The organism is Pseudomonas juntendi (genome assembly GCF_021560075.1).
Taxonomy (GTDB): domain Bacteria; phylum Pseudomonadota; class Gammaproteobacteria; order Pseudomonadales; family Pseudomonadaceae; genus Aquipseudomonas; species Aquipseudomonas juntendi.
Map to the genome: position 1 here is coordinate 652,105 of NZ_CP091088.1, position 15,032 is coordinate 667,136.

17 protein-coding genes are annotated in these 15,032 nt (G+C 64.4%); 6 read left to right on the forward strand and 11 right to left on the reverse strand.

What is annotated here, in order from left to right:
- Positions 1–13: 13 nt before the first annotated feature.
- Positions 14–961, forward strand: coding sequence for a 4-hydroxy-3-methylbut-2-enyl diphosphate reductase (gene ispH / locus L1P09_RS02950; protein ID WP_029886696.1), 948 nt, complete (start codon positions 14–16; stop codon positions 959–961).
- 60 nt (positions 962–1,021) lie between these two features.
- Here the strand turns inward: ispH and L1P09_RS02955 are convergent, their stop codons facing one another.
- Entirely contained in the window at positions 1,022–1,510 is a 489-nt protein-coding gene (locus tag L1P09_RS02955; RefSeq protein ID WP_029886697.1) for a GspH/FimT family pseudopilin, read from the reverse strand.
- Between the two features lie 110 nt (positions 1,511–1,620).
- Here L1P09_RS02955 and L1P09_RS02960 point away from each other — a divergent pair, with 110 nt between their 5' ends.
- The 5 genes from L1P09_RS02960 to thiO are packed head-to-tail and all read left to right on the forward strand — an operon-like array spanning position 1,621 to position 4,445.
- Positions 1,621–1,803, forward strand: a complete 183-nt coding sequence (locus tag L1P09_RS02960) for a prepilin-type N-terminal cleavage/methylation domain-containing protein (RefSeq protein ID WP_009682085.1) — start codon at positions 1,621–1,623, stop codon at positions 1,801–1,803.
- Positions 1,800–2,438 (forward strand): PilW family protein, encoded by a 639-nt coding sequence (locus L1P09_RS02965; RefSeq protein WP_115293340.1) that lies wholly within the window; start codon positions 1,800–1,802, stop codon positions 2,436–2,438. Before L1P09_RS02960 ends, L1P09_RS02965 begins: the two co-directional genes overlap by 4 nt.
- Positions 2,435–2,902, forward strand: coding sequence for a hypothetical protein (locus L1P09_RS02970; protein WP_235768442.1), 468 nt, complete (start codon positions 2,435–2,437; stop codon positions 2,900–2,902). Before L1P09_RS02965 ends, L1P09_RS02970 begins: the two co-directional genes overlap by 4 nt.
- 1 nt (position 2,903) lies before the next feature.
- Positions 2,904–3,293, forward strand: coding sequence for a type IV pilin protein (locus L1P09_RS02975; protein ID WP_009682088.1), 390 nt, complete (start codon positions 2,904–2,906; stop codon positions 3,291–3,293).
- Positions 3,294–3,347: 54 nt separating this feature from the next.
- Positions 3,348–4,445: a glycine oxidase ThiO gene (thiO, locus tag L1P09_RS02980; RefSeq protein ID WP_235768444.1), complete on the forward strand. Its 1,098-nt coding sequence runs from the start codon at positions 3,348–3,350 to the stop codon at positions 4,443–4,445.
- 489 nt (positions 4,446–4,934) lie between these two features.
- Here the strand turns inward: thiO and L1P09_RS02985 are convergent, their stop codons facing one another.
- The 10 genes from L1P09_RS02985 to L1P09_RS03030 all read right to left on the reverse strand — a co-directional run bounded on the left by L1P09_RS02985 (position 4,935) and on the right by L1P09_RS03030 (position 14,896).
- Complete coding sequence (locus L1P09_RS02985; RefSeq protein WP_235768446.1) at positions 4,935–6,344, reverse strand: amidase; 1,410 nt, start codon at positions 6,342–6,344, stop codon at positions 4,935–4,937.
- A gap of 1 nt (position 6,345) precedes the next feature.
- Complete coding sequence (locus L1P09_RS02990; protein WP_235768447.1) at positions 6,346–7,623, reverse strand: Zn-dependent hydrolase; 1,278 nt, start codon at positions 7,621–7,623, stop codon at positions 6,346–6,348.
- Between the two features lie 116 nt (positions 7,624–7,739).
- A complete protein-coding gene (locus L1P09_RS02995) occupies positions 7,740–8,435 on the reverse strand; it encodes an ABC transporter ATP-binding protein (protein WP_009683015.1) in 696 nt (231 codons plus the stop codon).
- A complete protein-coding gene (locus tag L1P09_RS03000; RefSeq protein WP_029887334.1) occupies positions 8,435–9,187 on the reverse strand; it encodes an ABC transporter ATP-binding protein in 753 nt (250 codons plus the stop codon). The genes L1P09_RS02995 and L1P09_RS03000 overlap by 1 nt, the downstream gene beginning before the upstream one ends.
- Positions 9,187–10,206 (reverse strand): branched-chain amino acid ABC transporter permease, encoded by a 1,020-nt coding sequence (locus tag L1P09_RS03005; RefSeq protein ID WP_182390037.1) that lies wholly within the window; start codon positions 10,204–10,206, stop codon positions 9,187–9,189. The genes L1P09_RS03000 and L1P09_RS03005 overlap by 1 nt, the downstream gene beginning before the upstream one ends.
- A gap of 1 nt (position 10,207) precedes the next feature.
- A complete protein-coding gene (locus L1P09_RS03010) occupies positions 10,208–11,068 on the reverse strand; it encodes a branched-chain amino acid ABC transporter permease (protein ID WP_029887332.1) in 861 nt (286 codons plus the stop codon).
- A 65-nt stretch (positions 11,069–11,133) separates the two neighbouring features.
- Positions 11,134–12,336 (reverse strand): ABC transporter substrate-binding protein, encoded by a 1,203-nt coding sequence (locus tag L1P09_RS03015; protein ID WP_054903876.1) that lies wholly within the window; start codon positions 12,334–12,336, stop codon positions 11,134–11,136.
- A 90-nt stretch (positions 12,337–12,426) separates the two neighbouring features.
- Entirely contained in the window at positions 12,427–13,191 is a 765-nt protein-coding gene (locus L1P09_RS03020) for a FadR/GntR family transcriptional regulator (RefSeq protein ID WP_029887330.1), read from the reverse strand.
- 182 nt (positions 13,192–13,373) lie between these two features.
- A complete protein-coding gene (locus tag L1P09_RS03025) occupies positions 13,374–13,604 on the reverse strand; it encodes a PP0621 family protein (protein WP_009683009.1) in 231 nt (76 codons plus the stop codon).
- Between the two features lie 272 nt (positions 13,605–13,876).
- Positions 13,877–14,896: an outer membrane protein assembly factor BamD gene (locus L1P09_RS03030; RefSeq protein WP_009683008.1), complete on the reverse strand. Its 1,020-nt coding sequence runs from the start codon at positions 14,894–14,896 to the stop codon at positions 13,877–13,879.
- Positions 14,897–15,032 lie beyond the last annotated feature (136 nt).

Consider the following 15,032-nt stretch of genomic DNA (forward strand, 5'->3'; position numbering starts at 1 on the left):
CCTGGAGCCGAGCATGCAAATCAAACTCGCCAACCCTCGCGGCTTCTGCGCGGGGGTCGACCGGGCGATCGAGATCGTCAACCGCGCGCTGGAAGTCTTCGGCCCGCCGATCTACGTGCGCCATGAAGTGGTGCACAACAAGTTCGTCGTCGAAGACCTGCGCAACCGTGGCGCCGTCTTCGTCGAGGAGCTGGACCAGGTGCCGGATGATGTCATCGTCATCTTCAGTGCCCACGGTGTTTCCCAGGCTGTGCGCCAGGAGGCTGCTGGCCGTGGCCTGAAAGTGTTCGATGCCACTTGCCCACTGGTGACCAAGGTGCATATCGAAGTCGCCAAGTACAGCCGCGATGGCCGTGAGTGCATTCTCATCGGCCACGAAGGGCACCCGGAAGTCGAAGGCACCATGGGCCAGTACGACCCCAGCAACGGTGGCGCCATCTACCTTGTCGAAGACGAGGAAGACGTGGCCAAGCTGCAGGTGCGCGACCCGGACCACCTGGCTTTCGTCACCCAGACCACCCTGTCGATGGATGACACCAGCCGTGTGATCGACGCCCTGCGTGCGCGCTTCCCGAACATTGGTGGCCCGCGCAAGGACGACATTTGCTACGCCACGCAAAACCGCCAGGACGCCGTCAAGCAACTGGCCGATGAAAGTGACGTAGTGCTGGTGGTTGGCAGCCCGAACAGCTCCAACTCCAACCGGCTGCGCGAGCTGGCCGAGCGCATGGGCACCCCGGCCTACCTGATCGATGGCGCCGAGGACCTGCAGCGCGGCTGGTTCGACCAGGCTGCGCGTATCGGCATCACCGCCGGTGCGTCGGCCCCGGAGGTGCTGGTGCGTGGTGTGATCGAACAGCTCAAGGCCTGGGGTGCTACCGGCGCTGAAGAGCTGGATGGGCGGGAAGAGAACATCACGTTCTCGATGCCCAAAGAGCTGCGGGTTCGCTCGCTGATCTGACCGGCCAGGGCTTAGGTGCACGAGCGGCCTTGCGCGACGCAAGGCTGCTCGATAAGCGCGTTAGCCGGGGCAGCGCTGATTGTCGCGGTGCTCAGCCAGCAAGTTGACCCTCCCTGAAGAGGCCATCACCACTTGGTGGCGGCTGCTGGCCGCCGAGCGCTCGCACACCTCCAGGGTGATGGCGAACCAGCCGTTGCCCAGCTTCATTGGCACACCCAGGGCACTGAACTTGAACTGTTCGTCGCTGTTGCCGACGATTACCAGCGGCCTGGCCAGGCGCTGCTCACGCAGTACCTGCCGGTTGTGCTCCAGGGCTACACGCCAACCATTTCCCCAATTGCCATCCAGCGCCTGCACCAGCACCGGTTGCCCCTGCAACAGCGCGTGGCTACGGGCGCTACGCAGTGCCTGGGCCAAGTCGCGCGCCACCGCCGCCCGCTGCAGGTCATCGCTCATCCTGGCGTAGGCCGGTAGGCCGATTTGCGTCAGCAACGTCGCCACAGCCAAGGCCGACAACATCTGTATCAGTGTTACCCCACGTTGCTTCACCGTGCATTCCTCCCAGGAAGTGCTTCGCTAATAGCTTCTCGGTGGCTGGCCAGGAGGTCCAGTCGCTCAAGTTGAAGGCAATAGCGGGAAAAATCGCAGGAGGTGCAGGGATGCACGCATGGCAAAAGGGCATGACGCTGCTGGAGGTGTTGTTGGCGGTGGTGGTCGTGGCCGTGGGCATGTTCGCCGCTGCGGGGCTGCAACTGCAGGCCTTGCAAGCCACAGACAGTGCGCGCCGCGATGGGCAGGCGGCAATGGCGGCACACAGTGAGCTTGAAAGGGCACGGCGATGAGGCGCCGGCAAACGGGTGCTGGTTTGCTTGAGTTGCTGCTGGCGCTGACCATCGGGTTGATGGTGCTGGTGGCGGCCAGCCAGCTATTCGCCTCTGTGCACCAAGCCTGGCGGCTGCAAGGCACCGCGCTGCGCATGCAAGGGGAGGCGCGCCAGGCGCTGCTGCGCATGGCCCAGGATATTCGCATGGCGGGCATGTTTGGCTGTTTGCGCCTGAAACCTGGCGACTTTCCGGCCCAGGCTGTGCCGCCTGGCTTCGCCCGGCCAATGGAGCTGGGGCCGTCCAGCTTGAGCCTGATGGTCGCCGAGTTGCCGGGGCATACCGGCGACCCGGACTGGACCTTGCTGACCAACTGTATCGACGAGGTCAAGGTGCTGAGCCGCCGGGCACAGGCTAGCGCCACACAGATGGCGGTGCCCATCAGCCATCACCATTATGCGCACAGCGGCGGCAGGCTGTATTTCAAGCGCCGGGGCAACAATCAGCCGCTGGTCGAGCATGTGCGGGAGCTGCGCATCGTGCAGGTTGCCGGTGAGCGGGTGGATATTCAGCTGACCTTGTATGAGCCCACGCTGCAACTTGAGCAGCACCACGCGCTGAGCGTGGCATTACGCAACCCGGTACCGGCTTCATGAGCCGCCAGCGGGGTGTGGTGCTGCTGTTGGCCTTGGTCCTGAGCCTGCTGCTCGGCCTGCTGGCCGCATCGGCGCTGCGCGACGCGCTGGTCGAAACGCGTACGAATGGTTACCTGAGCGATGGCCTGCACGCACTGGAAGAGGCCGAGGCCGCCTTGCAGGCCGGGGTGCGCAAGCTGGAACAGGGCCCGCCGCCGCCCTCGTGCAATGCCTGCCTGCCGCCACCACAGCCACACGACCTGGCTGGCCAGTGGCAAGCCACCCCGACCGGCTATTTCCAGCTACAGAACCTGGGCATCAGCCAGCGTGCTGCGCACGTGCCCGAAGGGCAGGCGGTCACCCTGTTGCGCATTACTGCCGTCAGCAAGCGAAGCCAATCCAGGCATGTATTGGAGGCGGTCTACGCCGCAGCCGACGGCACATTCCAGCGCATCACCTGGCGACAGAGACTCAGAGGAGACTGACATGCAGCAAGGTTTGAGCCTGATGGAGTTGTTGATTGTCCTGGCCGTGACCGGCATTCTGGCAGCCATTGCCTATCCCAGTTACAGCGACCAGCTTCGGCGAGCCGCGCGCAGCGAAGTGGTTGGCCTGCTGCACGATGCCGCCCTGCGCCTGGAGCGCCACCGCGTACGCACCGGCCAATACGCCGAGGGCGACCCGGCGCTGCCCGGCGGCACCCGCCATTACAGCCTGCAGGCGCAACGCGACAGCGACAGCTTCACGCTGCGCGCCCGGCGCTTGCCGCATGGGCTGATGGCGCAGGATGGCTGTGGCGACTTCCAGCTGGACCAGGCAGGGGTGCAGCGCAACCCAGGTGCCGTTGAGCACAGCGCGCACTGCTGGGGGAGCTGAAGGTTGAATGGTGCCCGGCGCATCGCGGTTTTACTTCAGGTGTTGGATCGACAGATGAGCAAGCAAGTAGTGGTGGTTGGCGGCGGGGTGATCGGCCTGTTGACGGCGTTCAACCTGGCGGCCAAGGTCGGCCATGTGGTGGTGTGCGATCAGGGCGAGGTCGGCCGTGAGTCGTCGTGGGCCGGTGGCGGCATCGTTTCGCCGCTGTACCCGTGGCGCTACAGCCCGGCAGTGACCGCCCTGGCGCACTGGTCACAGGACTTTTATCCACAGTTGGGCGAACGCTTGTTCGCCAGCACCGGTGTCGACCCCGAAGTGCACACCACTGGCCTGTACTGGCTGGACCTGGATGACGAAGCTCAAGCGCTGGCCTGGGCCGAGCGCGAACAACGGCCGTTGCGTGCGGTGGATATTTCGGCAGCCTATGACGCGGTGCCGGTACTGGGCCCGGGTTTCAAGCGCGCCATCTACATGGCGGGCGTGGCCAATGTGCGCAACCCGCGCCTGGTGAAATCGCTGAAGGCGGCGTTGCAGGCAATGCCGAACGTGACTTTGCGCGAGCACTGCCAGATCACCGGTTTCGTCCAGCAAGGCGGGCGTGTGACCGGGGTGCAGACGGCCGACGGTGTGCTGGCGGCGGATGAGGTGGTGCTCAGTGCTGGCGCCTGGAGTGGCGACCTGTTGCGTACGCTTGGCCTGGCGCTGCCGGTGGAGCCAGTGAAGGGCCAGATGATTCTGTTCAAATGTGCCGAAGACTTCCTGCCGAGCATGGTCCTGGCCAAGGGGCGCTATGCGATCCCGCGGCGTGATGGGCACATTCTGGTGGGCAGTACGCTTGAGCATGCCGGGTATGACAAGACCCCGACCGGGGATGCACTGCAGAGCCTGAAGGCTTCGGCGGTGGAGTTGTTGCCTGAGCTGGAAGGGGCCACCGTGGTGGCGCACTGGGCCGGGCTGCGGCCGGGGTCGCCTGAGGGCATTCCGTATATCGGGCCGGTGCCGGGGCATGCGGGGTTGTGGTTGAACTGCGGGCACTACCGGAACGGGTTGGTGCTGGCGCCGGCTTCGTGCCAGCTGTTCACCGATTTGCTGACCGGTGCCGAACCGATCATCGACCCAGCGCCCTATGCCCCAGCGGGGCGTTTGGGCTGAGAATGCCGGGGCCGCTGTGCGGCCCTATCGCAGGCAAGCCAGCTCCCACAAATGGACTGCCCCCAATAAGTTGGACACCGATCCAATTTCTTGGGGGCAGTCCACCCTGTGGGAGATTCTATGGTTCCTGGCAAGGGTAGCCGGAGCATCTTCAGCGCCTGTGAGATCGAGCGCCGCCCGCGCGGCGCATCGCGAGCTGCGCTCGCTCCTACGTTTGTTTCGGGCCAGTAACGCCTGTGACAGGCGCGCGCGGCCGCCTGGTTTGTACGGCGCGATATTGAGGCATGCACCAAGGCGTTCGCGCGCGAATCCCACAGGAATAATTGGCCCGAAACAAACGTAGGAGCGAGCGCAGCTCGCGATGCGCCGCGCGGGCGGCGCTCGATCTCACAGGCGCTGCATATCTTGTGACAAACACCTGTCAGCCCTAAGGCGATCCCTGTGGGGGCTGGCTTGCCTGCGATGAGGCAGGGGAGGCCAGTAGCGATATCAGCCTGTAATCGGCGCCTGTAAATGCCGGCTCGGGTAATGCTGCTCATACACCTTGCACACCCGCAGCACCTGATCATCGGCAAAGCGCCCGGCCACGACCTGAAGCCCCACGGGCAAGCCTTCGCGGGTGAACCCGCAAGGCACTGACGCTGCTGGTTGTTGGGTCAGGTTGAAGGGGTAGCTGAACGGCGTCCATTCCATCCATTGCGCCATCCCCGACCCAGGCGGCACATTGTGCCCGGCCTCGAACGCCACCAGCGGCAGCATCGGCGAAACCAGCACGTCATAGCGCTGGTGGAAGGCGTTCATCTTCGCAATCAACTCCGCCCGCGCCTCCAGTGCTTGGGTGTACTGGCTCAGGCTGATGCGAGCCCCCTGTTCGGCAATCCGGCGCAGCCCAGGGTCAAGCAGCGCTCGCTGCTCATCGCTCAACGCACTGGCCAGCCGCGCTGCACCGGCAAACCACAGGGTATTGAACGTTTCCAGCGGGTCGCTGAAGCCGGGGTCCACTTCTTCGACCTGCGCGCCCAGCCGAGCCAGGCGCTGTACCGCTTGCGCCACCAGCGCCTCGATCTGCGGGTCGACCTGCACGTGACCAAAATTGGCACTGTAGGCGATGCGCAGACCATTCAGGTCTTGCTGCTGGCCCAGCCACGGAGCCTGTCGTGGCGCACCGGCCAACCCGTCACGTGGATCGGGGCGGGCGACACAGTCGAGCATCAGCACCGCGTCGTCCACCGTGCGCGTCATCGGCCCCAGGTGCGACAGTACGGTCATGGCACTGGCCGGCCATTGAGGCACATAGCCAAACGTGGGCTTGATGCCGAAGGTGCCGGTAAAGGCGCAGGGTATGCGGATAGAGCCCCCGGCATCGCTGCCCTGGTGCAGTACGCCCAGGTTCAATGCGGCAGCGGCGGCGGCACCACCCGACGAGCCACCGGCAGTCAGCCGTGTGTTCCAGGGGTTACGGGTGATGCCGTACAGCGGGTTGTCGGTTACGCCCTTCCAGCCGAACTCGGGGGTAGTGGTCTTGCCCACCAGGACTGCACCGGCCTCACGCATGAAAGCGCTGAACGGGGCATCGACCTCCCATGGCCCGGCCGCGGACGTGGTGCGGGACCCTTTGCGGGTGGGCATGCCACGGGTCAGGGTCAGGTCCTTGATCGAGGCGGGTAGGCCATCGAGCCGGCCGCAAGGCTCGCCCCGTTGCCAGCGTTGTTCGCTGGCCCGGGCAGCGGCACGGGCGCCTTCGCCGTCGACGTGGCAATAGGCGTTGACCGCCGGGTTGTGCTGGTCGATGCGCGCCAGCACATCGTCGACCACCTCCACAGGCGACAACTGGCGGCGCTGGTACAGTTCGAGCAGTTCGGCAGCGGTGAACTCGCCAATCGCGGTTTTCTGAGGCATTTCAGCGGGCTCCTGGGTTGGCGGCCTGGAACATGGCGCGCAGCAATACGTCGCAACCATCTGCCAGGTCCTGCGGCGCGGCATTTTCGATTTCGTTGTGGCTGATGCCGCCTTCGCACGGTACGAATATCATCCCGGCCGGGCCCAGCTCGGCGAGGAAAATCGCATCGTGGCCGGCACCACTGACAATATCCATGTGGCTCAGGCCCAGCGCACGCGCCCCTTGGCGCACGGCATCCACGCACTGCTCGGCGAAGTACAACGGCGGGAAGTCGGCCGTTGGGGTGAGCTGCCAGGCAAGGCCGTGTGCCGTTGCGCTGGTTTCGATGGCCGTGCGCACTTCACTGACCATGGCAGCGAGGTGCTCTGGGTCGAGGTGGCGCAGGTCGATGGTCATGTGCACCTGGCCGGGAATGACGTTGCGCGAGCCCGGGTGCAGGGTCAGGCAGCCTACCGTGCCGCAGGCATGCGGCTGGTGGGCGTGGGCAACACGGTTGACCGCAGCCACGACCTCGGCGGCACCGACCAGCGCATCCTTGCGCAAGTGCATGGGGGTGGGGCCTGCATGTGCTTCTACACCGGTCAGCACCAGGTCGAACCATTTCTGCCCCAGGCAGCCCTGGACCACGCCGATGGTCGTGCGCTGGTCTTCCAGTATCGGGCCTTGCTCGATGTGCGCTTCGAAGTAGGCACCCACGGCATGCCCGGTAGGTACGCGCGGGCCGGCATAGCCGATGCGCTGCAGCTCGGCCCCCACCGACAGGCCCTGGTCATCGACCTTGTCCAGGGTCTGCTGCAGGTCGAACTTACCGGCGAATACCCCGGAACCCATCATGCACGGTGGAAAGCGCGAGCCTTCTTCATTGGTCCACACCACCACCTCCAGCGGCGCTTCGGTGGCCAGCTTCAAGTCGTTGAGGGTACGCATGACTTCGAGGCCGGCCATGACCCCGTAGCAGCCATCGAACTTGCCACCGGTGGGCTGGGTGTCGATGTGGCTGCCGGTCATGACAGGCGGCAGGGCCGGGTTGCGGCCGGGGCGGCGGGCAAAAATGTTGCCGATGGCGTCGACGCTGACGGTGCAGCCGGCTTCTTCGCACCAGCGTACGAACAGGTCGCGGGCCTGGCGGTCGAGGTCGGTCAGGGCCAGGCGGCACACACCGCCCTTGGCGGTGGCGCCCAGTTGGGCCAGGTCCATCAGCGATTGCCAGAGGCGTTCGCGGCTGACCAGTGGGCCTTGGGCAAGCAGGTGCTGCGGGGGATCGATGCGGGTGTTCATGGTTCATCTCTCCTGAAAGTATTGGGTTGCTGGTACCGGCCTCTTCGCGGGCTTGCCCCCTCCCACAGGTCCTGCGTAGTCCTTAGAAGAGGCCGGTACAGAAAAGCAGGTCTGGGTCAGGCACTCAGGGCCAGATAACGGTTCTTGATACTCGGGTCCTCACGGAACTGCGCTGCGCTGCCCTGGTAGGCAACCCGACCCTGCTCCAGCACGTAGTGGCGGTCTGCAAGGGCATCGCAGACCATCAGGTTCTGCTCCACCAGCAGGATCGACAGCCCTTCGTCCTTGATGCGCCGCAGAATCTTCACCAGCTCGTCGACAATCACCGGCGCCAGACCTTCAGTCGGTTCATCGAGGATCAGCAGCTTGGGCCCGTTGAGCAGGGCGCGGGCGATGGCCAGCATCTGCTGCTCGCCACCGGACAGCGCGAAGCCACCGTTACGGCGCCGCTCCTTAAGCCGCGGAAACATGCTGTACACGTCCTCCAGCTGCCAGCGGCTGGTCTTGCGCACGGCGATCTTCAGGTTCTCCTCGACACTGAGCTGGCGGAAAATGCCGCGGTGCTCTGGCACCAGGGCAATGCCCAGCCGGGCAATGTCGAAGATTTCACGGCCGACCAACTGTTGGCCGTTGAAGCTGATCTGCCCCTGCCGAGGGCGAACGATGCCAAGAATGCTGCGCAAGGTGGTGGTCTTGCCGGCACCGTTGCGCCCAAGCAGTGTGACCAGTTCGCCAGCCTCGACCTTGAGCGAGACGCCTTCGAGCACATGGCTCTTGTCGTAGTAGGAATGGATCGAATCGACGTTGAGCATCAGGCGGCCTCACCAAGGTAGGCAGTGCGCACGCGTTCGTCGTTGCGCACCTGTTCAGGGGTGCCCTCGACCAGGATCTGGCCGTGGCTCATTACCGTGATGCGCTGGCTGATCGACATGACGATGCTCATGTTGTGCTCGATCAACAGCACGGTATGGTCACGGCCCAGGTCGCTGATCAGGTCGGTCATGACCGGGATGTCATCAATGCCCATGCCCGAGGTGGGTTCGTCGAGCATCAGCAGGGTAGGCTTGGCGCAGATGGACATGCCCACTTCCAGCACCCGTTGCTGGCCGTGCGAAAGCTCGCCGGCGAGGGTGTTGGCGCGGCCAGTCAGCTGCAGGCGCTCCAGTACCTGGTCGGCGGTGTCCCAGTGGCTGCGCTTGTGCTCGACGCTACGCCAGAAGTTCAGCGCGCCCAGGCCATCGCGGCCCTGGGCCGCCAGGCGCAGGTTCTCGCGTACCGACAGGTTCTGGAACAGGCTGGTGAGCTGAAACGAACGCGCCATGCCCAGTGCCACACGGCCGTGGGACGGCTTGCGGACGATGTCCTGGCCATTGAACAGGATCTTGCCGGCGGTGGCCTGGCGCTCACCGGTCAGGCAGTGGAACAGGCTGGTCTTGCCGGCGCCGTTGGGCCCGATAACGGTGTGAATGGTGCCGGCGCGCACGTTGAGGTCCACGCCCGCGACCGCCTTGAACGGCCCGTATGCCAGCTCCAGCTGGCGGGTTTGCAGGAGGTAGTCGCTCATCACAAGGTCTCCTTGGTCTTGGCCTGGGGTTTGTCGTGGGAGGCACGGCTAGCGAGCAGGCGCTTGGCCAGTTCGGCCAGGCCGCCCCACAGGCCACCGCGCATGAACACCACGACCAGGATCAGGATCACCCCAAGCAGCATCAGCCAGCGTGGCCACAGTTCGGACAGCACATCGCCCAACAGCACGATGGCGCCGGCCCCCAGCAGCGAGCCGAACAGCGAGCCGGTACCGCCGACGATGGTCATGATCAGAATGTTCTCGCTCATCATCAGGTCGATGTTCGACAGCGGCGCAAAATGCAGCAGCATGGCGTACAGCGCCCCGGCAATCCCGGTGATGGCGCCCGACAGCATGAACACCAGAATCTTGAAATGGCGGGTGTCATAGCCGATGGCAGCAGCGCGGGTCTCGTTCTCGCGGATGGCCAGCAGGGTGCTGCCGAACGGCGAGCGAATGACCCGCAGGGCGCCGGCGAAGATCAGCAGGAACAGCACGGCGACAAACACATAGAAGTGCCGCGGGTCGGCCAGGTCGACCAGCACATGGCCGGCGATCTCGATGTTCGGCCGTGGTACATCGAGCAGGCCGTTGTCGCCGCCGGTCCAGCCACTGAGGGTATAGGCCAGGAAGTAGGCCATCTGGCTGAAGGCCAAGGTCAGCATGACGAAGTAGATGCCCGTGCGGCGTATGGCCAGGGCGCCCACCAGCAGCGCGAGGAAGGCGCCGAATACAGCGGCGCCAAGCAGCGCGGCGAACATGCCCCACTGCAGGTGGATCATCAGCAATGCCGCGCCATAGGCGCCCACACCAAAGAAGATGCCTTGGCCGAACGACAGCAGGCCGGTGTAGCCCAGCAACAGGTTGCAGGCCAGCGCGGCCAGGGCAAAGATCAGGATTTCAGTGGCCAGGGTGGCCGATGGCAGCAGCAACGGCAGCGCCACCAGGCTGGCGACTACCAGCAACAGCAGTGCCGGGGCACGGCCCCTGGCGACTGGCAAAGGGTTTTTTTCACTCATCTCAGGCTCTCCCGAACAGGCCATACGGACGCACCAGGATCACCGCCGCCATGGCGCCGTAGATCATCAGGCTGGCGCCTTGTGGCCACAGGCTGGTCATCATGCTTTGCACCACACCCACCAACAGGCCGCCGACCAGCGCACCGCCAAACGAGCCCATGCCGCCGATCACCACCACCACGAAGGCGATGCCGAGGATTTCCGGGCCGACGAAGGGCTGGGCACCGCGCAGCGGCGCGAACAGCACACCGGCCACGCCGGCCAGGCCTACGCCCAGGGCGAATGTCAGGGAGAACAGGCGGAAGATATTGGTACCCAGCAGCGACACGGTTTCGGTGCTCTCGCTGCCGGCCCGCACCAGGGCGCCGAAGCGGGTGCGCTCCAGTAGCAGCCATAGGCCAACGCCGATCAGTGCGGCGAAACCGATCAGGAACAGGCGGTAGTACGGGTAGATGAAGTCACCCAGGATCAACACCCCGCGCAGCTCGGGCGGCACGGCGATGTTCTTGCCTACCGGGCCCCAGATCAGCACCGAGGCTTCCTGGATGATCAGGGCGATGCCAAGGGTGACGAGGATCTGGAAGGTGTGTGGCAGGTGATAGATGCGTTTGATCAGCAGGCGCTCGACCGCCCAGGCCAGGGCGGCCACCACCAGAGGGGCGATCAGCAGCGCCAGCCAGAAGCTGCCGGTGATGGCCACGGCGGTGTAGCACAGGTAGGCGCCAAGCAGAAAGAACGCACCATGGGCGAAGTTGACGAAGTTGAGCAAGCCGAAAATGATCGTCAGGCCTACGGCGATGAGGAAGTAGATCATCCCCAGGCCCAGGCCGTTGAGCAGTTGGAACAGGTACAAATCGAGCATGAGCGTGCCCTCGACAGCGCGCGGCGCGGCTGCCTGTACGAGTGTGAGTGACTAACGCCGCGGCTTCAGGCCAAGGCGCAACCGGTGTGGTCGGGCTCGACGAACGAGCGGCCCGAGCTGATGATTTCGGCCAGGTCGTCTTCGTCGCGCATCTGCCCTTGGGGCTTGCCGCGCAGCAGGTAGTAATCCTTGAGCACCTGGTGGTCGCCCGGGCGGATCAGCTCGTCGCCGGTCGGCCCCTGGAAACGCATGCCCTGCAGTGCTGCAGAGACGGCGGCCCCGTCCAGGCTGCCGGCCTTGACGATGGCTTCGAGCATGACCTTGGTGCCGATGTAGTCGGCGGCCAGCGGGTAGTTGGGGTTGATGCCGTAGGCCTTGCGGGTGGCGGCAACCAGTTGCTGGTTCAGCGGCGTATCCACCTGGTGCCAGTACTGCGCGCCCAGGTACACGCCTTCGAGCACGTCGCTGCCCAGTTCCTGGAACTGGTCGAGGCCGGCTGACCACACCATCAGCACTTTCATGCGGTCCTTGATGCCGAAGTTGACCGCCTGGCGCAGCGCGTTGGAGGCCTGGCTGCCGAAGTTGAGCAGCACCAGCACGTCGGGTTTGGCCGCGATGGCATTGGTGAGGTAGCCCGAGAATTCCTGCTCTTGCAGCGAGTGATAGCTGTTGCCGATATGTTCCACGCCCTGCTCGGCGAAGACTTTGCGGGCGTTGTCCAGCAGCGCGTCGCCGAACACGTATTGCGGGGTGATGGTGTACCAGCGCTTGGCCTGCGGAAGTTGGCGAATCATCGGCACCAGGGTTTCGCGGATGGCGCCGTAGGTCGGCACCGACCAGCGGAAGGTCGAGGCGTTGCAGTCCTTGCCGGTGATTTCGTCGGCGCCCACCGGGGTCATGAACACGCCACCGGCCTTGTGTATTTCCTTGGAAACCGCCAGCGCCGAAGACGACAGGGTGCAGCCCTGGAAGAAGCGGGCGCCATCCTGGCCAATGGCTTCCTGTACCTTGCGCACGGCCTTACCGGCGTTGCCTTCGGTGTCGATGACTTTGTACTTGAGCGGGCGCCCCAGCAACTGCGGGTATTCGGCGATGGCCAGGCGCGAGCCCATGTCGGCGTACTTGCCGTAGCTGGCGAAGGCACCCGACATGGACTTGAGCCCATAGAAGGTCAACGGTTGATCGGCGAATGCCCGGTGTGCTCCCAAGGGGAGGCTACCGAAGGCACCCAGGGCAAGGCCTGCCTTGAGCAGGGTACGTCTTTGCATGGGTAACTCCTTGGTTGTGGTTATTAGGCAGGAGTGGCAATGACAAAGCGGGTACGGCCGGGCCTGTGAGCAGGCCTCTTTCCAGGCGGATCAGTGGTGGTGGTTGAACTCCAGCAGGAAGTGGCGGGCGACCTCGCCCTCCAGTGCGGTCATGTGGTGTTCGGCGTCGCACATGTGCTCGTGCATCAGCCGGCGTACGCTGGGCTCGTCACTGGCGCGCAGGGCGCTCAGCAGTTGTTTGTGGTAGTCGATGTTGGCTGCGGCGAACTGCTGGCGCTTGGGCAGGTAGGCCTTTTTCAGCACCACCAGGTCGCGCAGCAGGTCGTTGAGGAACACCGCCATGAAGCGCAGCAACGGGTTGGGGCAGCGGTGGGCCAGCAGGGTGTGGAACTCCAGCTCCGCCAGGCGCTGTTCGCGCTGGCCCTCTTCGCTGTCTTCCGGCGCACTGCAGAAGTCGATGTTGGCCTCAAGCGCGGCATAGTCCGCTTCGCTCAGCTGGCCCATTACCGACACTGCCAACTCGACCTCGATGACTTTGCGCAGCTGGTAGACCTGCTCGCCGTCCAGGTGCTGAAAGTGCAGGTAGTTGCGCAGCGCTCGGCTGGCGGGCTCGGTGCCGACCTCGGCCAGGTAGGCACCACCGGCAGGGCCGGTGCGGGTGCTGACCAGGCCTTCGACCTCAAGTGCCTTGAGTGCCTCGCGGGCAGTGCCCTTGGAGCACTCGAAGTGCTCCATCAGCTCACGCTCGGTGGGCAGGCGGTCGCCGGGGTGCAGCGCTTCGGTGACGATCGAGCGCTTGACCGATTCGACGATCACATCCGACAGCTTTTGGCGCTTGCGTTTGGGTTTGAGCATTTCGCTATTTTTCATATTTATGCGGATAAATAGGATTTAGCGAATTTTGCCGGGGTGGGTCAATGCTGGGGGAGGGGGAGGGGTCGTATTTGGTGTGAAAGGGTCGGGGAGGGATATGTGAAGAGGTGTAGGACTGCAGACCCTGTGGGTGCGGGTAAACCTGCTCCCACAGGGCTCTTTGTTCAGCCTTGGCGGCCAGGACCTTGCTGCAGGTGGGCCTGGCTGCAATACCACTCGTTGCCCTGCTGCAGCGCCCGATCATTGGGCAGGTGCACGCCGCAATGGGCGCAGCGCACCATCGTCAGTGGCGCATCGAGCTTGGCGTCGGGGCGCGACTGCTGGCTGATTTTGAATTTGCGCCACAGCCAGAACGCGGCGGCGATCAGGGCGATCCAGAAAAGTAGGCGAACCATGGTGTCCAGCTTGTTGATGGAAGAAGCCGACAGTCTAGGATGCAGCCGACAAAAAAGGGAGGCCCGAGGCCTAATGCCAGTCAGTTAAGCGTTACTGGGGCTGCTTTGCAGCCCTTCGCGGGCACGCCCGCTCCCACACGTTTGGCGCTCAACTCAAGAAATGCGCAATGCCCTGTGGGAGCGGGCGTGCCCGCGAAGGGTCGCAAAGCGGCCCCAAATCACTTAACTGACGGGTATTGGCCCAAGGCCTCCCTTTCACTTACCGCGGTCGGTCAATCGAACAGACCAAAGGTCATGTAGCTGAACCAGGAGCGGTCTTTCTCGGCCTCTTTCGGGCCCTCGGGCACGATCGGGTCGCCGTTTTCATCCTTGGGCAGCAGCTCTTGCGGCATCTCGTCGCGCGCGTCCTGGAACTGCTTGACCACGTCCTGGTTGGCGCGGGTTTCACCCGGCGGCAGCGGCGTGTCGGTCTCGATCAGGCCCAGGGTGGCCTTGGACAGCCAGCCGCGGCCGTCAGACTCGGTCTGCTTGGGCTGGAACTCGCCATCGACCAGGCTTGGGTGGTCCGGATAGTTGAGCTTGAGGGTTTCCAGGCTGGTGGCGGCCAGTTCGTCCAGGTGCATCTTCTGGTACGACTCGACCATTACCGCCAGGCCGTCGCCGACCGAAGGCGTTTCCTGGAAGTTCTCGACCACGTAGCGGCCACGGTTGGCGGCAGCCACGTAAGCCTGGCGGCTCAGGTAGTAGTCGGCCACATGGATTTCGTACGACGCCAGCAGGTTGCGCAGGTAGATCATGCGCTGCTTGGCATCGGGCGCGTAGCGGCTGTTGGGGAAGCGGCTGGTCAGCTGGGCGAACTCGTTGTACGAGTCGCGGGCAGCACCCGGGTCACGCTTGGTCATGTCCAGCGGCAGGAAGCGCGCCAGCAGGCCACGGTCCTGGTCGAACGAGGTCAGGCCCTTGAGGTAGTAGGCGTAGTCCACGTTCGGGTGCTGCGGGTGCAGGCGAATGAAGCGCTCGGCAGCCGACTTGGCAGCCTCGGGCTCGGCGTTCTTGTAGTTGGCGTAGATCAGCTCGAGCTGCGCCTGGTCGGCATAACGGCCGAACGGGTAGCGCGACTCCAGGGCCTTGAGCTTGTTCACGGCGCTGGTGTAGCTGGAGTTGTCCAGATCAGCCTGGGCCTGCTGGTACAGCTCGGCCTCGCTGAGGTTCTCGTCGATGACTTCCTTATTCGAGGAACAGGCCGCGGTGAGCCCAAGGATGGCGATCAGCAGCAGGTGTTTCACTTGCATGGCGGCTTGCGTCCCTTTGACGGCCGCTGTTTTGGGCGGTGCCGTCCTGTTATGATGAGCGCCCCGGCCAACCCCGGGACAAAAGAAGCCGTATTTAACCACAAGCTCGCAGCCGAAACCAAAGGCTGTGCGCCCG